The organism is Legionella sp. 16cNR16C (assembly GCF_021297775.1).
In the GTDB taxonomy this organism is placed as follows: Bacteria; Pseudomonadota; Gammaproteobacteria; order Legionellales; family Legionellaceae; genus Legionella_C; species Legionella_C quinlivanii_A.
In genome coordinates this window covers 1,020,360-1,041,078 of record NZ_JAJTMX010000003.1, presented here as the reverse complement: position 1 = coordinate 1,041,078, position 20,719 = coordinate 1,020,360, and the positions used below count along the sequence as shown (strand labels likewise).

Below are 20,719 nucleotides of genomic sequence, written 5' to 3'. Positions count from 1 at the left end.
CAGCGGTGAAGTATATATAATCTTCACCGATCCAATTTTATGAATCGTTCATGACCCGGTGTCATGGCTATTAGCTGATGTGAGGAAAGGGGATGCAAAACAGGTTTCTGAATGTGAAACAAATCATTGCTCTGGCTGCAGGTCTTGGAATTGGCAGTAATGCCCTGGCCGCTGCGGATACCTGGCAGCTGAATATGTATAAGGGGGTTACCCCATTAAGCAAGGACATGTACTACCTGCATACCATTGCCATGGTGGTCTGTGCAATCATTGGTGTTGTAGTGTTCGGAGCGATGATTTATTCGCTGGTGCATCACCGTAAATCAAAGGGATATACCCCGGCTTCTTTTCATGACAATACCCGTCTGGAAATTCTATGGTCGATTATTCCCTTTCTAATTCTTGTCGGCCTGGCTATTCCAGCCACCAAAATTCTGATTGATCTGGAAGACTCCAGCGATTCGGATGTCACCATTAAAGTCGTCGGCTATCAGTGGAAATGGCAATATCAGTATCTGGATCAGGGAATCAGCTATTTCAGTAACATCGCCACGCCCTATCAGCAAATCCAGAACCAGGAGAAGAAAGGACAATGGTATTTGCTGGAAGTAGACAAGCCGCTGGTTATTCCAGTCCATAAGAAAGTTCGCTTTCTGGTAACAGCCAATGACGTAATTCATTCCTGGTGGGTTCCTGAATTGGGAATCAAGCGCGATGCCATACCTGGTTTTATGCATGAAGCCTGGGCGCGGGTTGAAAAACCTGGTATTTATCGCGGCCAATGTACGGAGCTTTGTGGAATTAACCATGCCTACATGCCGATCGTAGTGAAGGCAGTCACCGATGAAGAATTTGCCAAATGGGTAGAAGAGCAACCCAAGGTCGTTGATGAATACGCCGAGGGAGCTGGTGCTGCTGTCGAGCAAAAACCAATGACCCGCAAGGAATTGATGGATCTTGGAAAAACCAAATATGAGCAAATCTGTGCCGCTTGCCACAAGTCTGACGGTAAAGGTATGCCACCCATGTTCCCAGCCCTGAAGGGCAGTTCCGTTGCGGTTGGAAAACCTATTTCACGGCACATCGGAATAGTGTTGAACGGTGTACCCGGCACTGCAATGCAGGCTTATAAAGACCAGTTAAGCGATGCCGAAATCGCTGCTGTGGTTACTTATGAGCGTAATGCCTGGGAAAATAATACGGATGACGATGTTCAGCCGGCTGATGTAAACAAGGTTCGACATGGCGAAGATCAGGAACCGACCAAGGTCAATAAAGCTCAAGCTGGAGGTTTACAATGAGTGAAGTAACAACACATCAGAATACACATGATGCTCATCTCCATGATCATGAGCACGATCATGGCCCCGAACAGGGCAAGGGCGTTATGGGTTTTATCAAGCGTTGGGTATTTACAACCAACCATAAAGACATTGGAACGCTTTACCTGTTTCTGGCATTGATCAGTTTCTTTGTTGCTGGCGGTATGGCGTTGGTGATTCGGGCGGAGCTTTTTCAGCCAGGCCATCGTTTTGTTGATCCCAACTTCTTCAATCAGATGACTACCCTCCATGGGTTAATCATGCTTTTTGGGGTGGTAATGCCTGCGTTTACCGGTATGGCTAACTGGCAAATTCCGATGATGATTGGAGCACCGGATATGGCTTTACCCCGTTTGAACAACTGGAGTTTCTGGATATTGCCATTTGCCTTCGCATTATTGGGATCCACCATGTTTCATGCAGGCGGAGGTCCTAACTTTGGCTGGACCATGTATGCCCCATTATCCACCAAGTTTGCTCCACCAAGCACGGATTTCATGATTTTCGCAATTCATATGATGGGGCTTTCCTCTATTATGGGTTCAATTAACATCATTGCGACCATCTTCAACATGCGTGCTCCTGGCATGACTCTGATGAAAATGCCTATGTTCGTATGGACCTGGTTAATTACCGCTTTTCTACTAATTGCCATTATGCCGGTACTGGCAGGCGCGGTTACCATGATGCTCGCGGACCGCCATTTTGGCACCAGCTTTTTTGAGGCGGCTGGTGGCGGCGATCCGATTCTGTTCCAGCATGTATTCTGGTTCTTTGGCCATCCGGAAGTGTATGTATTGATTCTTCCTGCCTTTGGGGTTATTTCCGAAATCATTCCAACATTTAGTCGTAAGCCATTGTTTGGTTATCATTTTATGGTTTATGCAACGGTGAGTATTGCTCTCTTGTCATTCATCGTTTGGGTGCATCACATGTTCACTACCGGAGTTCCTCTGGGTGCTGAGCTGTTTTTCATGTATACCACGATGCTTATTTCAGTCCCCACTGGAATTAAAGTGTTTAACTGGGTGAGCACCATGTTCAAAGGAGCCATGACCTTTGAAACCCCGATGCTTTTTGCCATTGCCTTCGTCTTTTTATTCACGATTGGCGGCTTTACCGGGTTAATGTTGTCTCTGGTTCCTGCGGATTACCAATATCAGGATACTTATTTCGTAGTCGGTCACTTTCATTACGTACTGGTTCCAGGTGCCATTTTCTCATTAATGGCGGCTACTTATTATTGGATACCCAAGTGGACAGGTCACATGTATAACGAAACTTTGGGCAAATGGCATTTCTGGCTCTCGGCTATTTCAGTGAATATTGCCTTTTTCCCGATGCATTTCCTGGGCTTGGCTGGTATGCCGCGCCGGATTCCTGACTACGCCTTGCAGTTCACCAATTTTAATATGATTTCAACGATTGGCGCCTTTATTTTTGGTTTCTCGCAATTGCTATTCTTATACAATGTGATCGCGACCGTCAGAGGCGGTAAAAAAGTGGATGCCAAAGTATGGGAGGGGGCTCATGGTCTGGAGTGGACCTTGCCTTCACCGCCGCCCTATCATAGCTTCTCTGTTCCGCCAACTATTAGCTAAGCGAATCAGCTGCAGAAGCAGCTGATATGCCGAACGACAACCATGAGGTATTAAATTTGGTTAAAAGTCATTTCAGGCTGGTGATACTGTTAACAGCGGTAGTTTTGTCCATGTTTGCATTCGGTTTTGCCTTGGTACCAATCTATAACAGCTTATGTAAAACTTTGGGAATTAATGGAAAAATCACCGGGCCTTCGGCGCGAGTTGAACCTTCCGAGCTAAAAGTTTCCAGGGAAAGAACGATAACTGTGGAATTTGTAGCCACGAATAATGGCAACTTGCGTTGGAAATTTTATCCGAAAACTACAAAAATCAAGATTCATCCGGGAGAAATTGCAAAGCTGGCATTCTATGCTGAAAACCAGACCAACCATCGAATGACTGTGCAGGCAATACCCAGTATAACACCAGGAATAGCAGCTAAATACCTAAAAAAAACGGAATGTTTTTGTTTTGCTCAGCAAACCCTGAATGGACATGAGGCGATGGATATGCCCCTTTTATTCCATCTGGATCCGGAGCTGCCGGAGAATGTCAAAACAATCACCCTGGCTTATACATTGTTTGATGTATCAAACCGGGTTATAAATTAGAAAAAGAATTACGTAGAAATTACTAACAGGAGATAAAGAAATATGGGAGCGCACGGCACCTATTACGTCCCCCAACCAAGCCACTGGCCGCTTGTGGGTTCGATTGGCTTAACGACTACACTGGTGGGCGCTGCATCCTGGCTTCATCATGACTGGTATGGCCCTTATTTGTTTACTCTCGGTTTAATCATCATGATCACCATGATGGTTGGCTGGTTTGGTCAGGTAATCTATGAAAACCAGAAAGGATTGTATGATCTGCAAGTGGATCGTTCATTTCGCTGGGGTATGTGCTGGTTTATTTTTTCCGAGGTTTGCTTTTTCGGGGCATTTTTCGGAGCGTTGTTTTTTACCCGTTTCTGGTCTGTTCCACTGCTTGGCGGTGAAATACATCCGATAACCCATTACACTTTGTGGGCAGATTTCAAAGCGACCTGGCCTTTGCTGCAGAACCCTAATAATCAGATATTTGCTGGTGCTCATGAAGCGATGGGAGCCTGGGGTTTGGCTGCGCTCAATACCCTCATCCTCTTAACTTCCGGGGTAACCATTACCTGGGCGCATTGGGCTTTAAAACTGAATAAGCGTCGTCAGCTGGTTATCGGTATGGCATTGACTGTTGCCTTGGGGATCCTCTTCCTCACGCTGCAGGGCTATGAGTATTATGAAGCCTACACAGAAAAGGGTTTAACCCTGGATGCAGGGATCTACGGCACCACCTTTTTCATGTTAACCGGCTTCCACGGCCTGCATGTAACCATTGGAACCATCATGTTGATTATCATCATGATCCGTTGCATTTATGGACATTTCACTCCCGAACGTCATTTTGCTTTCGAGGCTGTGGCCTGGTATTGGCACTTTGTGGATGTCGTCTGGTTATTCCTGTTTATCTTTGTTTATTGGCTGTAAAACAGGTCGTCGTCATCTCGAACGTAGTGAGAGATCTCCCAAATCTTGGTTTGTGCTAGCATCCGGAGATCTCTCACTACGTTCGAGATGACATGGCATGACGCAGTTTGATGAGGCTATCGTAAAAATACATCCACTCGCCTCTCTGCAAAGAGGCGATGTGCTGTCTTGGGTCAGTTTGATAGATAATTGCTCGCATGTTATAATGCATGCACCTCTCTCCCTGTTAAATCTCTATTATGGGTATCAAAGATCTGCTTAGTCCCAGACACTATCCTCGTATAACCCATAAAAACTATGCTGTATACAGAGATCTGCTAAGACGGGTAGTCGCCCTCATACCTGATGATCAGACAGAGCTTGATTGGAGTGGAGAAGATTTATCATCGCTTTCATTAAGCTCCTGCGATTTACTGGTCGATTATCTACCCCCCCGTATTAACTCGCTTGATCTAAGAGAAGTTCACTTAAATCGATTGCACCTGTTTAATATCCAGGAGCTGAGTAAAATTATCAGCCTTAAGCGTAAAACTGGCGGCCGCTTTGAAGTATTGAAATTTTCACTGGAGGATCTGCAGCGTTTTTTTGCAGATTACAGTTGGGAAGGCAGACAAAAAATTGCCAGTCTGAATGAAGCAATGGCTCAGGTCCATGCAATTCACGTGATATCGAATTCTACTGCTAAAGTGTATCAATCCGCAGAGGAGCTGCTCGATTTTCTAAAAACTCAACCGCATCTACCCTCTGAAGAATTACCTCGCATAGAACATCCACATGAAAGCCTGCTTAAATTTATTAGTGAAGTCAGAACAACAATAGACAGGCTCAAACAGGCGAGGTATTCGTTTTTCAACAGCGGCAAATTGCATAAGGCAGAAATGATTGAGGCGGCCCTGGAGCGGGCAATAGAAAGCGAGATGGTTGATCTTGATCTGTTTGTCCGTGGAAAACATCAGGGTAGTGCTTATAGTCTTTTCGATGCGCTTAATTACAACCGGCTTTGGATTCAACGGGAACACACCACCACGCTTCAGGAATTGCATGCAAGCAATCCGCTGTTTAACTTAATTCCATCAATCTGATAGTTTTGCAAAGATCATAATTGGGTGTTCACCAGCAAACCCGGCTGAAAATTAATAGTACCGATCTCTAAAGCATAGGTAAACCGGGAGTGATCATAGGATATTGATTTAATTGAGGCTTCGCCACGGAAATATCTGGATTTAAAAAGCACGACACTATCTTTATCCAGAAATTCAGTGCTGGTTACACTCAGGCTATGTTCAGTCAGTTCAAGAAGATAGCTAGCCACTTTCATTTGACCGCAGCTAAGCAGAACCACCAGCGGCTCTACAGGTTGGATCTGCATAGGACCCCCCTACCATCATTTGCAGGTTGATGGCAATTTCAAACAGCATATTATGAGTATGGTTGAGGGGCATGCAAAAATAAAATTTACTTCTCGATTATTTGACGAATTACACAGTCGAGGTCATGCAAAGTGTCGTAATGAATAACCAGGCTGCCTTTGCCATTTTTGCCGGGTTTTAATTTGATTCTTGACTTCAGATGCTGGGAAAGCGTTTGAATCTGTATTTGAGTGTGAGCCGGGATTTCCCGATCTTCAGCTTGAGGCGCTTTACCTTCTTTGAGCCGGTTAACCAGTTTCTCAGTTTCGCGGACAGAAAGGGATTTCGCTATCACCAGTTTGGCAACCTGAATCTGCTGCTCCGGGTTTAGCATAAGCAGCGCTCGGGCATGGCCCATGTCCAGATCATCATGCTCTACCATACGCATTACTTCTTCAGCCAGGCTTAGCAGGCGCAGATAATTGCTGACTGCAGTCCGTGATTTTGATAATAACTCAGCAATCTGCTGATGCGTCAATTCAAACTCATGGTGCAGCCTGCCCATTGCTCTGGCCTGATCCATTGGATTAAGGTCTTCACGCTGCAGATTCTCAACCAAGGCCATCGCCATCGCTGTTTCATCATCAACTTCTTTAATAATTACCGGCGCTTCGCTTAACCCGGCTAACTGGCAAGCGCGCCAGCGGCGTTCGCCGGCGATAATTTCGTATTTTTGATTTGCTAAAGGCCTAATGACAATTGGCTGCAGCAAACCTTGCTGCCTGATTGATCCTGCTAACTCCTCAAGCGAGACCTCATCAATCGCTTTTCGGGGCTGATATTTACCTGGCTGTAGTAAATCCAGTTTTAATTTACTGGATTCAGACGGTTTGGCAACAGGAATTGCAGTAGCAGGGCTGGTTCCTAATAATGCGGACAGGTTTTTACCCAGGCTGCCTCGTTTAACTGACATATATTGACCTCTAACTGGTTACAGTTTGTTTGCTGATGACTTCGGCGGCCAGTACCATGTAAGCGGCGGCTCCGGGTGATGTTCTGTCGTATTGTAATGCAGGCATCCCGTGGCTGGGCGCTTCGGCCAGTCTGACGTTACGCGGAACGACGGTGCGATAAACCTTATTGCCGAAATGATCAAGCAATTGGCGCGACACTTCAGAGCAGAGTCGATTACGGGAGTCATACATGGTTCTTAAAACCCCCTCAAGCTGCAGGCGGGTGTTGACTGAACTTCTGATTTGTTCGACGGTGTTTAAAAGTGCGGCAAGTCCTTCCAGAGCATAATATTCACATTGCATGGGAATTAATACAGAGTCAGAAGCTACCAGAGCATTGATGGTGAGCGTATTTAATGCCGGCGGGCAATCAATTAATATAAAATCATAATTGTTCTGTATGGGCTGCAGGGCTTTGAAAAGAAAGGTCTCACGGTGGTTTCTCTCCATAAGACTGACTTCTGCAACGGTTAAATCTCCATTGGAGGGAATGATATCGTAACCGCAGGCGGTAACCAGGCAGGCTTGTTCCGCCAGGCAATCTCGTAAAATAACTTCATTGCAGGTATGTACGAGTGCGTTTTTATCCACACCGGAACCCATCGTGGCATTACCCTGAGGATCCAAATCAATTAAAAGTACATTCTGGCGGTGTGCAGCTATAGAGGCAGCCAGGTTTATTGCGGTGGTGGTTTTGCCAACGCCGCCTTTCTGATTGGTAATAGCAATAACTTTGGCCATGGTTATTCCTTGATAGTATTAGCAATAATGATACAGCAACGTTCACCATCGAGACCCGGTACGCTGTAGGGAATAACCTTAAAACCTTGGTCGATAGTGCTTAATTCAATTTCAGGGTAGCGTCCTTTCATTGCCAGCCAGATGCCGTCGCTGGCAAGCAAGTGTTTCGTCCAGCTTATCATCTGCGACAGATCACTGAAAGCCCGACTTATCACTGTATCAAAACCTGTCGCTGGTTTATAGTTTTCAACGCGTGATTCGATAATTTCAATATTGCTCAGATTAAGCTGGCGTTTAACTTCCTGCAGAAAACGAATTTTTTTGCCATTGCTGTCCAGTAAACTGATTTGCAAATGCGGGTGAGCAATAGCGAGCGGAATGCCTGGCAAGCCGGCGCCGGTGCCCACATCAATGAGCCGCGGGCCTTGCAGCCATGGCGAAATAGCCAGGCTGTCCAACAGGTGTTTGCTTAGCATAGCGGGCAAATCACGAATGGCGGTCAGATTGTAAGCCTTGTTCCATTTCTGTAAAAGCAGTAAATAATTGAGTAAAGGCTCAGGTGATACGGATAGCCCTAGTTGCTGCAAGCCCTTTTCTAATTCTGGTTCGATAGTCTGCATTATGCGGGCATCCGATGTTTTTTCAAATGAACCAGCAATAAGGATAATGCGGCCGGAGTAACGCCTGAAATGCGGCCCGCCTGCGCCAGAGTTGTTGGTCTGATTTTAGCAAGCTTTTGCACCACTTCATTGGAAAGTCCTGTGACCTGGGCATAATCCAGAGAGGCTGGAAGCTGTGTTGCTTCATGTTTTCGTAAACGTTCAATTTCCAATTGCTGACGCTCAATATACCCTGCGTACTTGCTTTGAATATCGAGCTGTTCAGCGACTTCGTCGCTCAATTCAGGTAACTCCAGACTGTCTAAAGCCTGTAATTGCTGATAGCTGATTTCAGGGCGCTTTAACAGGTCAATGGCTTTGCAATCCTGCTGAAGAGGTTTTTCCAGCAATTTTTCAAGCACTTCCTGATTGTCAGCGCGAATAGCGGTATTTTGCAGCAGGGTCCTACTGCGCTCAATTGCTTCGCGTTTCTCAGAGAAATGCTGCCAGCGCTTTTCTGTAACAATCCCAAGTTCCCGGCCTTTCGCGGTCAAGCGTAGATCAGCATTGTCTTCACGCAGAAGGAGCCGGTATTCGGCGCGCGAAGTAAACATGCGGTAAGGTTCCTGAGTTCCCAGGGTAATCAAATCATCAATCAGTACGCCGATGTAGGCTTCATCACGACGCGGGCACCATAGCGCCTGTTCTTTAACCAGTAAGGCGGCGTTCATTCCGGCAATAATTCCTTGAGCCGCAGCCTCTTCGTAACCTGTTGTGCCATTGATTTGGCCGGCGAAAAACAGATTGCTGATGGCTTTGGTCTGTAAAAAGGAGGTTAATCCGCGCGGATCGAAATAATCATATTCAATCGCATAGCCTGGACGGGTGATGTGGGCATTTTCAAAGCCTTTAATAGAACGGACAAATTGCACCTGAACCTCGAAAGGCAGGCTGGTTGAAATGCCATTCGGATAAATTTCATCACTGGTCAGCCCTTCCGGTTCTACAAAGATCTGATGTGAGGATTTATCAGCAAAGCGCACCACTTTATCTTCAATGGAAGGGCAATAGCGCGGGCCTACGCCTTCAATAACCCCGGCATACATTGGGGACTGGTGAAGGTTAGCCAGAATAATTTCATGAGTTTGGCTGGTGGTATGTGTAATGTAGCAGGGCAGCTGCTGCGGATGCATAGCAAGATTACCCAGATAGGAAAATACCGGAACCGGCGTGTCCCCGGGTTGAATCGTCATTTGTGAATAATCCAGCGAACGGCTGTCAATCCGCGGCGGAGTGCCTGTTTTTAGTCGGCCAACTGGTAAATCCAGTTCACGGAGTTTATGAGCCAGGGCAATGGCTGGCGGATCACCTGCCCGACCGCCGGCGTATTGGGCCATGCCGACATGAATTTTGCCGCCGAGAAAAGTGCCAACGGTCAGCACCACGGCGCGGGCGCGCAGCTTTAAACCCATTTGCGTGATAACCCCGGCAATCTGTCCATTTTCAATAATGAGATCATCAACTGACTGCTGAAACAGGCTTAAATTAGGTTGATTCTGCAGAAATTGCCTGATCGCCTGACGATAAAGAACCCGGTCAGCCTGCGCGCGGGTAGCGCGTACAGCCGGCCCTTTGGACGCATTAAGAATGCGAAACTGAATTCCTGCCTGATCAGCAGCGAGTGCCATCACCCCATCCAGTGCGTCAATTTCTTTAACCAGGTGCCCTTTACCAATACCCCCGATGGCCGGATTGCAGGACATTTGACCAAGCAAGTCCATGTTATGGGTTAACAGTAAAGTTTCAGCCCCAAGTCGGGCTGAGGCGAGAGCTGCTTCGGTACCGGCATGGCCGCCACCGACTACAATGACATCGTAATGCTTTTCCAGATTCATGATCGTAAGAAGTTGGACAACAAAAACAAAGGATTATACACATTTTTGACTATTCACCCAAGTTCCATGCGCATTTGTATTCGCCTGTTTAACCAATATCCATTGATTAATTCCAGTAAATATCGTTTCAGGATTGTAAAAATGAAAAAACTAAGCTTGTGTGATAAATACCTGCTATGTTATAAAAAAGAACAGCTTGTGCCTTTTTAAAAAATCACCAGCCCCATATTAACAAATGAGGTGATATCATGTCAGACCGAACAATTCAGAATTCAGAGATGCTTAATCAAATGCTCGGATTTGAATTGGTTCGCCGCTTTGACGATGCAGAGGCGCCTTATGATATAAAAGAGCTCGCCGCGAACCGCGACTGGCTGTCGGTATTTTTAAACTATCATCGAAGCAAACTTAGTCTGACCAAGGGTGCAGAATATCGATTTCTAAATCCTGGGCAGCTTGAAACCGAGAAGAAGAAACTTAAATTCATCCAGGAATTATTAAGGTATCAGACCTATCTGAATTTTCATGAGAACAGGTTTCATCCTTTAAATGATTTGAATGATGATTATCTGAAATGCGAGCGATTGCTGCTTAAGATCGAGCAAGTTCAGGCACCGGAAGATGAGCAGGCAAAAAAAGCGCAGCTTGATGAAGCAATTGAAGAGAGCCCTGACAAACCTGCCAAATATCTCGGCTTCACTGTTGGGAAATTCATTGCCGATAAAATGGCTGAAATTGCTGATGCCAAGACCGGTACTCTGATCGGCTGGATGAGTGATGTCAATGAGCGAAGGCTATACTGGGTATGGGGCGGCGGCATGCTCAGCTCGGTTATTGAAATGCTGCCTGATGATTTCTACCGCAAGGCGCAGGCGCAAAAAGGCATTGCTGCCCCTGCTCCGATTACCGGTTATATGAGCTGGGTGCTTTACTATACTCGTTTCGCCATCAATTTAAGCTTGCTGTTGAAACACACTATCGCCGGTCCCTGGATGAGCGCTGAAGAGCAGAAAATCCCGGCCTGGGAACGGTTTAAAACCCAATGGAATCAAAGGAAGTTCAGCTTGCTGAATGACTCTATCTGGGGCTTGGCCAATATGGCCTGTTTTTTCTGGCTCAAAGGGCCTGGCGCTATGGGCATGGCCGGTAATCTGGCAACTATGGGCTTATTGTTAATGGATTTTAGTCTTTCCATCTGGCGTTTTTATGAGGAAAGTACCGCCTACAATAAAAAAATAACTGCTCTGTATGAAGCTTATGCGCGTTTGGAAGAGCAATTGCTCAAAGCCAAAAAAACCGCCACGGCTGATCCGGCTCAAATCTCAGAATTAGAGAAGCAAGTGCGCGAAGCAAGGAATTTAATCATGCGCACTGAGCTTGACTGGAAATATAAAAAGCTCGGCATGATTAACGACATGGTGTATGCCGGTGGACTGATGGCAGCTTTTTGTGTGGCCTGCTGTTTTTTCTTTCCGCCAGCGATGCTTGCTCCGGCGACCTTTATGATGATCGGTCTACTCGGTGCCAGCCTGTGTTTTGTGCTAAATGCGGCCTATGCCGGTATTGCTGGGGCTTTGGATGTTTCCAAGTCCAAAGCGCTGAGCAAACAGGATCATTTTGAAGCCCGGGAGTTACTGCAGTTGTTTAATGCTTCAACGGATGAAAACGAACGCAAGGCATTGTTTCTGGAGATGAAAGGTCTGATGATTGATTCCGATTATCAGGAAAGGATGGTGCGTTTCCAGAAAATCAAGCTGGTTCGAGCGATATTAATTGACGCTCTGATCCCGGCCGTGATCTTTGCGTCCTTAGTTTTTATGCCTTTGGGGGCTGGTATTGGCATAATGGCGGCAGGTTTTGCGATCGCCGCTTTATCGCATATCATTCTCAAGCAATTTGAACCTGCAAGAGATGAGCTGCCTGATTTTGATGAGCCTCTGGCATTGGAATATGATGAATTCTCTGCTAACCCGGCTCGCAAGGTAGAGGATTTAAGCCCGCTGAAAATTAAAAAATCGCCTGTTTTATTTATATCGGGCAAGGGTTCTTCTGAAGTGAAGAAAGTAGAGGACTCTGAGGCCGAGCATTTGCTGACGCCAAAAAGTGATTTGAGCACTCTTAACTGACTCTATTCCTTGTGGCTATCCAGGGTGAGGAGCACTGCTATTAAGTTAATGAGTTTTGTCTTTCCCGCGAAGGCGGGAATCCATTCCTCAATCGGCATTATAGCCAGCTCAGAGATGGATCCCCGCCTTCGCGGGGAGGACAATTTATATACAACTGAGCTTAACTTAATGGCAATGAGGGTGAGAAGGTAAGTCGTGTATTCAGGTTCACTATTACATTATCCCACAACTAGGCTACAATCGTCCTGAATTTAGCGTTTGAGACTTACCTATGAGAAAAGCAGTTGTATTATTATCGGGCGGCCTTGATTCAACCACTTGTCTGGCAGTTGCCAAGGCAGCAGGATACCAATGTTTTGCCTTAAGTTTTTCCTATGGGCAGCGTCATAATTCTGAAATTGAGGCGGCAAAGCGCGTAGCCTCCTGGTTTAAGGTTGCTGAACATCGCATTGTGAATCTGGATATTAATCAATTCGGGGGCTCCGCCTTAACGGATGAGACGATAGAAGTACCGGATTACCAGCCTACAGACAGTATTCCGCTGACTTATGTGCCTGCAAGAAATACTATTTTTCTGGCCATCGCCTTAGGATATGCGGAAGTGATCGGCGCTAATGATATCTTTATTGGAGTCAGTTCAGTTGATTATTCAAACTATCCAGACTGCCGACCGGAATACATGGATGCCTTCAAAAAAATGGCAGGCCTGGCAACCCGGGCTGGGGTAGAAGGAAATCCTCTGGAAATTCATACCCCGCTTATTCATCTGAGTAAGGCTGAAACCGTTCGATTGGGTGCTGGTTTGGGAGTCAATTACGCCTTGACCGTATCCTGTTACCAGGCGGATGATGAGGGAAGAGCCTGTGGACGATGTGATAGCTGCACTTTCCGGCAAAAAGGGTTTGTTGAGGCTGGTATTGCTGATCCCACCCTGTATCAACCTAATTAGCCAGTCCCGACAGTTTTGAGTAGCAGATGGCTCTATCCTGTGTCAATTAATAGCCGTTTGTTTTAAAATCACCATGAATTGGTTGTATTTTAGTTCACTTGTGCAAATAAGATTGCTATCATGATTCCGCGTTATTAAGTCAGGTTCAATTTAAGGGGCTAACAATGGGTAAATGGTTGCGCAGACATTGGAAATTGCTGACTGCTGTTTTATTGGCTCTGCTCCTTGGGGCGGCAGTGGGATGTCTGGTGGCTTTTTTCCCGCCTGCCCTGCCTGCAATTGCAAGTTTTGCGCTGTTTAGCGGCTGGCAGCCTTTTGCGTTCCTCTTCTCTTTGAATATGGTACCTGCCGCCTTTGCCTGCGCTGCTATCGCCTCTACCGCAGTATTACTTTTTTCAGCTGCCGCCAATTTTTTACATTGGGTGATTCAGAGTCTGGATCAATTAATAAATCCCCCCGATCTGGATGAAGTGCCCGATCTGACTGAGGGCGATTACGAGGATTTTTACGGGAAGACGAAGCCAGATGCTTATCTTCAGATATTGAAAGACCTTGATTTTGAGCCGGGTTCCAATCCGGAAACTGCTCCTGGTAAAAGTTGCTTTAGCCGCGGTAAAGATAACCTCTGGCAAAGCCAGCCTGTGACCAGAGAGCAGGAGCTGCTGCGCAAGCCCTTGATTCCCTCGTAAGGCTGAGTACAAAACTGTTAATTAATTCATGTCATTTCTATAGCACAATAGATTATACTTGATAATTTTTTATGATGAGTGAAACGATGACAAAAGTGCGGAAACTTTTGGTAACCAGCGCGTTACCATATGCTAATGGACATTTACATCTGGGGCATTTGGTAGAGCATATTCAAACGGATATCTGGGTGCGTACTCAAAAAATGCTGGGACACCAGTGTATCAGCGTCTGCGGCGATGATGCGCATGGTACACCGATCATGCTAAAGGCTGAGCAACTGGGAATTACACCGGTGGAATTAACCAGCATGATTCGTGAAAGCCATGAGCAGGACTTTAAAGCCTTTGCCGTTGACTACGATTGTTATCACACCACACACTCGGATGAGAATCAGGCACTTGCCAACAGCATCTATGAGCGTTTGCAGGCGAATGGCGATATCGTTAAAAAAACAATTCGCCAATCCTACGATCCTGTGAAAGGAATGTTTCTGCCGGATCGCTACGTCAAGGGAACTTGCCCAAAATGTAAAACGCCTGATCAATACGGGGATAACTGCGAAGCCTGCGGAGCTACCTACTCGCCAACCGAACTGCTTGACGCAGTGTCAGCCATTTCTGGTATAAAGCCGATAGAAAAAGATTCAGAGCATTATTTCTTTGATTTGCCGCGTTATGAAACGTTGCTGAAGGAATGGACCCGAAAAGGCCACCTGCAGGCGGAAGTGGCCAATAAGCTTGATGAGTGGTTTGCTGCTGGTCTTAAGCAATGGGATATTTCTCGCGATGCTCCTTATTTCGGTTTCCCAATTCCTGGTGCACCAGACAAGTTTTTCTATGTCTGGCTGGATGCGCCAGTGGGTTATATGGCCAGCTTCAAAAAATACTGTAATGAAAGCGGCTTGTCTTTTGAGGAATTCTGGAATAAAGACTCGACAACCGAGCTCTATCATTTCGTTGGTAAAGATATTGTCTATTTTCATGCCTTATTCTGGCCGGCGATGCTCGCAGGCAGTCAGCACCGCTTGCCGACAGCCGTTTATACGCATGGATTCCTGACCGTAAACGGCCAGAAAATGTCGAAATCGCGGGGTACTTTTATAGAGGCCCGTAATTACCTCAAACATTTGCATCCGGAATATCTGCGCTATTATTTTGCTGCCAAGTTAAACGGCCGTGTGGATGATTTGGATTTGAATTTTGATGATTTTATTAATCGCGTCAATGCGGATTTGGTAGGCAAGATAGTGAATATTGCCAGCCGCTGTGCCGGTTTCATCAATAAACGCTTTGATAATCGTCTGGCCGATCACTTAAGCGATCCTGCTTTATACCAGGAATTACTAAGTGTTAAACCAGCGATTATCGAAGCCTATGTACAAAGAGACTATGCCAAAGCAATCCGCCAGATTATGGAGTGTGCCGATAAAGTCAATCAGTATATCGATAACAACAAGCCCTGGGTGCTAGCCAAAGATCCAGAGCAAAATGCGCAGGTGCAGGCGATTTGTACAATGGGATTAAATTTATTCCGCGTATTGATTACTTATCTGAAACCGGTATTGCCGATAATGGCAAAAGAGGCTGAGCAGTTTTTGAATAGTTCTGCCAACCACTGGGATGCGATTGACACTCCCTTGACAGGACATCAAATTCAGCTGTTTAAACCTTTGATTACGCGAGTAGAAAAAGAAAAAATCGATGCCTTGCTGGAAGAAGGCAAGCAGGAAGCCCCTGCAGCAGCCAAGCCGGCAAAGGAAAATGAAGCAGCCCGTATTTCCATAGAGGACTTCAGTAAAATAGACTTGCGGGTAGCGCGCATTATTGCTGCGGAAGCAGTGGAAGGTGCTGATAAATTACTCAAACTGAAGCTGGATTTGGGCACGGAAGAAAGGCAGGTTTTTGCCGGAATCAAGTCAGCTTATCAGCCAGATGATCTCATTGGCCGCCTGACAGTAATGGTTGCCAATCTGGAGCCTCGCACCATGCGCTTTGGTGTTTCCGAAGGAATGGTATTGGCAGCCGGTGATGGAAAAGGGATTTATCTGCTTAACCCTGATGAAGGCGCTTTGCCGGGTATGAAAGTAAAATGAAATCGCTTGTAGACGCTATTGATACTATTTTGCCGCAGACCCAATGCGGCGAATGTGGTTTTGCGGGTTGTATGCCTTATGCAGAAGCGCTTGCGCAAGGTGGGGCTGCAATTAACTTATGCCCACCTGGCGGTGTAGAAACGGTTAAGGCTCTTGGCAGCCTGCTGAATCAGGACCCGTCTCCCTACCTCGAAGGCGCGCTGAAGAATACCCGGCAACCGGCAATTGCGGCCATTCGCGAGCCGGAATGTATCGGCTGCACCAAATGTATCCAGGCTTGTCCTGTGGATGCTATTGTCGGGGCGGCAAAACTGATGCACAGCGTCATTCAAACGGAATGTACTGGCTGTGAATTGTGCGTGGAGCCCTGTCCGGTTGACTGTATTGAAATGACCCCCATACCGGTAGCGAACTTTGATCGGCAATTGTCAAGGCAGCGTTTTAATGCGCGCAAAGTCCGTTTATTGCGTCAGGAACATGAGCAGCAGCAAGCCTATCGCCAGAAAAAACAATTGGCCATTGCGGCAAAGAATAACCAGGCTGATGTTATCGCCAAACAGGATTATATTTTGCAGGCTTTGGCGAGGGTTAAAGAAAAGAAGAGCGAATAGAGAGGGGGCTGTTTTAGAGAAATCCCCTCTCCTAAGTTGGAAGAGGGCAAGGGTCACTGCCATTAAGTTAAGCTCAAATGTATATTAAACTGTCCTCCCCGCGAAGGCGGGGATTCATCTCTGAGCGAGCTATAATGCCAATTGAGGAATGGATTCCCGCATTCGCGGGAATGACTAAATTCCTTAACTTAATGGCAGTGAGGGCCAGGATGAGGGTCGATTTTAACCCCCTCTCTCTAACTCTCTCCCCTGAGTGGAGAGAGGATTTGTTGGGTATCCAAAGATTTACGCAGCGCATTGGCCAAATCCTGGGCCACTAAATATAAATCCTTCCCGGCAGTATAATGGCTGATATTAATCGTCAGAATCACATCACTCTCTTTCAGCCAAATCATCATTGCACTAAACCCAAGGGTACCGCCGCTATGCTACCAGGCGTCTTCCCCAAAGGTTTCTGAATCATGAATAATCCCCAGTCCATACTCAACGTTTTTAGCCAGAGGAAGGGACAAGCTGGTCGGCCGGGCTATAACAATATCCACAATATTTGGCCATAGATCATATCCGCAGGAATTGCAGGAGGCTTAAGAAATCACAAAAGAGGTAAAGGTATTCTTGCTGCGGTTCTAGGTTCCAATGTGGTCGCCCTATTAGATGCTTCAGGCTTCTTAATTCAAGTTAAGCTTGCACACCGCATCTAGGTTCTGGCTCCATAAGTAGGCTGTTAGCCGAGCAAGAATACCTTTGTTATATTCAGAATATGCTTTGAAAGGGATTAATGCAAATTTGGTTTTGTTAATTATTTGCAAAGTTCACATTTAAACCAGATCTTTGCCAAAGGGGTCGATGCGTATAATTTTTCTGGCCATGCGAATCATGGCAGCATTGTAAACAATATTAATGCCGATATAACAGATAATAGCGCCGTCAAGGCCCAGCCAATTAATTAATATCAGGCAGCAAAAAAGCTGAAAAACCAATAAATCAATGGTCAGTTTTGCTCCCACTTCACTGCCTTCATGGGAATATTGAATCATCTTGGACAGGGGCATGGAAATCGCGTAAGTCACTACATTGATTAAACAGAAGTAGGTGTAAGGAAGCGCATCGATAAAATCAGATTTATACCATAAAAGAATTTGCCGGGCAGAAAGGCCTAAGATGGCAACCACGACTAAGGAAATGGCAAAACAAATCCACAGGTATTTACGCATCACTTTCTTCAGATGCTCACGGCTTTGCGCAAAGGCCGCGGAAATATCAGGGCCAATGAGAATTCCAATCGGTGCAATGGCGATAAATCCTAAAGAGACAATGGAGCTTACCGCAGAAAATAATCCCACTGAGCGTTCATGCTGTCCCAGCCATTCAATGATCATTAAAGGAATTGCGGTAAAAATATATTTATTCAAGTTCTGAACGGTATAACCGTAAATTTTTCCTTTCCATTCATGGCGAAGCTCTGCTGATTTTTTGTAGCGTTTGAGCGCGCTGCGATTTTGAATAGCAATTGACAGCATCACAATGACTAAGTAGCTGGCGATAAAACCAATCAGCATGATATGCGGAAAATATCGGCGTTCATGCTGGAAAAAATAAGGATAGATATAAAAGTAAATAAGCAGACTGAAAATAAAATAACACAGGGTCTGCAGTAAACTCATGATAACTGCTGTGCGCATATAATCGATGGCGCGGAAAAACTGCAGATAAATGTTGTATAAGGACAGTGCGACCGTGCCCCATATAAATAAAAACAGCGGATGACTAATATCAAAAAGCGTCAGGCTACTGATCACCTGACTTAATACGGTCAAGGAAAGAGCCATCAAAAGACCAATCACCAGAACAGTTATATACACCGGCTTCAAAAACCCCTTCATAGAGAAAGTTAAGGTTTGAATTTCGCTGTATTTTCGATGAATGAATAGTTTGGGTACGTAATAGGCAATGATGGAGTCTATACCCAAAGTAATTAAAGTGGCCAGTAACAGCAAGGCATTGGTAGCGACTGTAAAATCGCCGAATAACTCTTCTCCGGCATGGCGGGCAACCAGCATGTTAACCACGAACAGCATGAACTGATCAGCAATGATGATGAATAAATTTAAGCCAAAACCCATAAGCCGAGAGAATGATTTACCAGCATGTACTCTACTGGTCAAGGCTGGCAAATTCAAGCCATCTGCGTCGTCAAGAGATAATTCAGTTGGGCCATACGATAAAAAACGAAGTTATATTCATCCTGAATCATTTGAAAATAAGGGAGTTAATAAGCTCCCTTATCCAGGGATGGCCCTTATTTAAAAGGGTTCATATTAGTAAGAGATGACCACAAGTCTGAGACGTTGCCTACCGCGCTCTCGATTAAACTGGTTGGCAATTTATATTCTTTACGATTAATGTAACCTTTAAGAATGTCAAATGAATCGTCAAAAATTATAGATGCTGATTCAAATTTCACCGCTTTTTTAGATAAAAAACCAACAGTACGTTTTTCCTCTTTAAAATCGATATTATGCAGTGCTTGTGTGCCTTTCAGTTGAACTTCAAAAACGACTTGTCTTAATACGGACGATGTAAGATCGTCATCTGAGGAATGAGCTGCTAACTCTGCTTCTTCCCGAGTTCGAAATAGCTTAACCTGAGTGTTTGGTTTAGGTGTAGCCTTGATTATTTCATTCAGGGTTACCTCTCTTGGAGTCGAATAATAAATGCTGGTTAGCTTGCGCCTGGTAATCTCAACACATCCACCAAGGATGAAATAGGTATTATCGGAAGAAATAGCTTTTAAATCACGATTTCCTTTTTCAATATCAACCAGCGCCTTGGTTCTCTTATCAAGGGTGGCGGCATTCAGCAAATCTTTATTGCCAAGAAAAGATAGAATTCGCAATTGCGCATCATTTGGTATATCTGCATAGCTTGTCTTGTTAGCGCCGGCTTCTGCGGAGCCCTCTGATGAAGATTCTACTGTAGCTTCAGTCACGGGATTAAAATTTTTCATGTCATTGTCCTCTGATTAAATTCAAAACCAATGATATCTGGTCAAAATTAACTCAAAGTTATTGTCTTATGAAAAATTGGAATCCTGACTTTTTTAACATGGACTAGGCTATTGTTTGACAATATAAGGCTTGGTTATTACGATTAATGTGTACTCCATAATTAATAGACTTGCTGACTCATTTTTTAGAACCACCTTAGAATAAGGCACTGGAATAAAGATGAATAGTAATGAATTGAAGTCATTCCTGATGGTCTATGAGTACCGCTCCTATTCCTTAGCGGCCAAACGGCTATTTGTCACCCAATCGACTATCAGCAAACGAATTAATAATCTTGAAAATGAATTCAGGACAAAGCTTTTTGAAATGAAATCAAATATGGTGATGCCTACTATAGAAGGAAAATTATTAATTCCCTATGCGCGTCTCATTTTGCATACCATGCTGGATGCTGCTGCCAATTTAAAAGAGCCTGATTTTAATTCCGTTCCAATTTATCTTGGTGTTTCTATTTATCCTGCACTCCATTTCCTGCCGAATTTTATTGAGTTTTTAAAAACAAAAGGAAGGCATTATCCTCAGTTCCATATTAAGCAGATGGCGAAACAGGAATTAATTCCAGCATTACAAAATGGAATTATTGATTTGGCGCTGACAACTGAAGACTTGTCGATTGATCATTCGATTAAAAGCACAGGTCTTCAGGAGGAGCCAATTGCTATTGTTGTCGCGTCTTCCCATCCTTTGGCGAAAAAAAAGAAAATTAATCTTCAAACGCTGTCAAAGTATGGTTGCATACTCACAGAGCCTGGTTTTTCCATACGAGATAAATTAGAACGTCTTTTTGCAAAGCATGGAATATCCTTGTTAATCGACCACGAACTATTTTCAATTGATTCAATCCAAAAATTGGTTAAAACAGGTATTGCCTGGACTGCTCTTCCTGGCTCTTATTGTGACCATGAATTAATCAAACTGGATCTGGAGGATTTTTCTGAAAATATTACAACCTGTTGGTATTGCCCCAGAAGCCGCAGCGATTCAAAGATAATCCAATACATTGCGAAATTATTCCAGGAATCACTTCCTTCTGACAAGATGGATCCAAATACTCCTTATGACTAGAGTGATATTCTTTTTTAGAATGATTAGGAATACTTCTATTCATTAGCATATAAATTGCTCTTAATGTGATTTTTCTAAACTAATAATCGAAAT

The 20,719-nt window shown here is 45.0% G+C and carries 20 protein-coding genes; 11 read left to right on the top strand and 9 right to left on the bottom strand.

All coding sequences use genetic code 11. The annotated features are described in order from the left end of the window. Positions 1–92 precede the first annotated feature (92 nt). Genes coxB through LXA66_RS14730 form a run of 4 tightly spaced genes read left to right on the top strand, consistent with a single transcriptional unit; the run spans position 93 to position 4,428 of the window. Positions 93–1,301, top strand: a complete 1,209-nt coding sequence (coxB, locus tag LXA66_RS14745) for a cytochrome c oxidase subunit II (RefSeq protein ID WP_233013753.1) — start codon at positions 93–95, stop codon at positions 1,299–1,301. After that, positions 1,298–2,923 (top strand): cytochrome c oxidase subunit I, encoded by a 1,626-nt coding sequence (gene ctaD, locus LXA66_RS14740; RefSeq protein WP_112218742.1) that lies wholly within the window; start codon positions 1,298–1,300, stop codon positions 2,921–2,923. The genes coxB and ctaD overlap by 4 nt, the downstream gene beginning before the upstream one ends. A 26-nt stretch (positions 2,924–2,949) precedes the next feature. Then, on the top strand, positions 2,950–3,516 hold the full coding sequence (locus LXA66_RS14735) for a cytochrome c oxidase assembly protein (protein WP_112218741.1): 567 nt from the start codon (positions 2,950–2,952) through the stop codon (positions 3,514–3,516). Positions 3,517–3,558: 42 nt separating this feature from the next. Next, entirely contained in the window at positions 3,559–4,428 is an 870-nt protein-coding gene (locus tag LXA66_RS14730) for a cytochrome c oxidase subunit 3 (protein ID WP_112218740.1), read from the top strand. Between the two features lie 76 nt (positions 4,429–4,504). On the opposite strand, the gene LXA66_RS15855 is transcribed toward LXA66_RS14730, so the two are convergent. Continuing rightward, positions 4,505–4,639 carry a hypothetical protein gene (locus tag LXA66_RS15855; protein WP_255665386.1) on the bottom strand — a complete coding sequence of 45 codons (135 nt, stop codon included), beginning with the start codon at positions 4,637–4,639 and terminating at the stop codon, positions 4,505–4,507. Positions 4,640–4,667: 28 nt separating this feature from the next. On the opposite strand from LXA66_RS15855, the gene LXA66_RS14725 reads away from it, so the two are divergent. Next, complete coding sequence (locus LXA66_RS14725) at positions 4,668–5,510, top strand: hypothetical protein (RefSeq protein WP_233013752.1); 843 nt, start codon at positions 4,668–4,670, stop codon at positions 5,508–5,510. Positions 5,511–5,524: 14 nt separating this feature from the next. On the opposite strand, the gene LXA66_RS14720 is transcribed toward LXA66_RS14725, so the two are convergent. The 5 genes from LXA66_RS14720 to mnmG all read right to left on the bottom strand — a co-directional run bounded on the left by LXA66_RS14720 (position 5,525) and on the right by mnmG (position 10,025). Further along, positions 5,525–5,797 (bottom strand): hypothetical protein, encoded by a 273-nt coding sequence (locus LXA66_RS14720; RefSeq protein WP_233013751.1) that lies wholly within the window; start codon positions 5,795–5,797, stop codon positions 5,525–5,527. Positions 5,798–5,883: 86 nt separating this feature from the next. Continuing rightward, complete coding sequence (locus LXA66_RS14715) at positions 5,884–6,750, bottom strand: ParB/RepB/Spo0J family partition protein (protein ID WP_233013750.1); 867 nt, start codon at positions 6,748–6,750, stop codon at positions 5,884–5,886. 10 nt (positions 6,751–6,760) lie between these two features. Next, entirely contained in the window at positions 6,761–7,531 is a 771-nt protein-coding gene (locus LXA66_RS14710; RefSeq protein ID WP_058506983.1) for a ParA family protein, read from the bottom strand. 2 nt (positions 7,532–7,533) lie between these two features. Beyond that, positions 7,534–8,151 carry a 16S rRNA (guanine(527)-N(7))-methyltransferase RsmG gene (rsmG, locus tag LXA66_RS14705; RefSeq protein ID WP_233013749.1) on the bottom strand — a complete coding sequence of 206 codons (618 nt, stop codon included), beginning with the start codon at positions 8,149–8,151 and terminating at the stop codon, positions 7,534–7,536. Further along, complete coding sequence (gene mnmG / locus LXA66_RS14700; RefSeq protein WP_233013748.1) at positions 8,151–10,025, bottom strand: tRNA uridine-5-carboxymethylaminomethyl(34) synthesis enzyme MnmG; 1,875 nt, start codon at positions 10,023–10,025, stop codon at positions 8,151–8,153. The genes rsmG and mnmG overlap by 1 nt, the downstream gene beginning before the upstream one ends. Positions 10,026–10,273: 248 nt before the next feature. Here mnmG and LXA66_RS14695 point away from each other — a divergent pair, with 248 nt between their 5' ends. From LXA66_RS14695 to LXA66_RS14675, 5 genes are all read left to right on the top strand, one after another. Continuing rightward, positions 10,274–12,151, top strand: coding sequence for a hypothetical protein (locus LXA66_RS14695; RefSeq protein ID WP_233013747.1), 1,878 nt, complete (start codon positions 10,274–10,276; stop codon positions 12,149–12,151). Between the two features lie 271 nt (positions 12,152–12,422). Beyond that, on the top strand, positions 12,423–13,100 hold the full coding sequence (gene queC / locus LXA66_RS14690) for a 7-cyano-7-deazaguanine synthase QueC (protein ID WP_233013746.1): 678 nt from the start codon (positions 12,423–12,425) through the stop codon (positions 13,098–13,100). 164 nt (positions 13,101–13,264) lie between these two features. Further along, the gene (locus tag LXA66_RS14685; protein WP_233013745.1) at positions 13,265–13,789 is read left to right on the top strand and encodes a hypothetical protein; all 525 of its coding nucleotides are present in this window, start codon (positions 13,265–13,267) and stop codon (positions 13,787–13,789) included. An 86-nt stretch (positions 13,790–13,875) separates the two neighbouring features. Further along, positions 13,876–15,882: a methionine--tRNA ligase gene (gene metG / locus LXA66_RS14680; protein WP_233013744.1), complete on the top strand. Its 2,007-nt coding sequence runs from the start codon at positions 13,876–13,878 to the stop codon at positions 15,880–15,882. After that, positions 15,879–16,493 carry an RnfABCDGE type electron transport complex subunit B gene (locus LXA66_RS14675; protein WP_233013743.1) on the top strand — a complete coding sequence of 205 codons (615 nt, stop codon included), beginning with the start codon at positions 15,879–15,881 and terminating at the stop codon, positions 16,491–16,493. Before metG ends, LXA66_RS14675 begins: the two co-directional genes overlap by 4 nt. A gap of 236 nt (positions 16,494–16,729) precedes the next feature. Here the strand turns inward: LXA66_RS14675 and LXA66_RS14670 are convergent, their stop codons facing one another. The 3 genes from LXA66_RS14670 to LXA66_RS14660 form a co-directional block, all read right to left on the bottom strand. Then, positions 16,730–16,891: a hypothetical protein gene (locus LXA66_RS14670; protein ID WP_233013742.1), complete on the bottom strand. Its 162-nt coding sequence runs from the start codon at positions 16,889–16,891 to the stop codon at positions 16,730–16,732. A 420-nt stretch (positions 16,892–17,311) separates the two neighbouring features. Beyond that, entirely contained in the window at positions 17,312–18,658 is a 1,347-nt protein-coding gene (locus LXA66_RS14665) for a hypothetical protein (protein WP_233013741.1), read from the bottom strand. Between the two features lie 134 nt (positions 18,659–18,792). Further along, positions 18,793–19,500 (bottom strand): hypothetical protein, encoded by a 708-nt coding sequence (locus tag LXA66_RS14660; RefSeq protein ID WP_233013740.1) that lies wholly within the window; start codon positions 19,498–19,500, stop codon positions 18,793–18,795. A 220-nt stretch (positions 19,501–19,720) separates the two neighbouring features. On the opposite strand from LXA66_RS14660, the gene LXA66_RS14655 reads away from it, so the two are divergent. Continuing rightward, positions 19,721–20,626 carry a LysR family transcriptional regulator gene (locus LXA66_RS14655; RefSeq protein WP_233013739.1) on the top strand — a complete coding sequence of 302 codons (906 nt, stop codon included), beginning with the start codon at positions 19,721–19,723 and terminating at the stop codon, positions 20,624–20,626. Positions 20,627–20,719 lie beyond the last annotated feature (93 nt).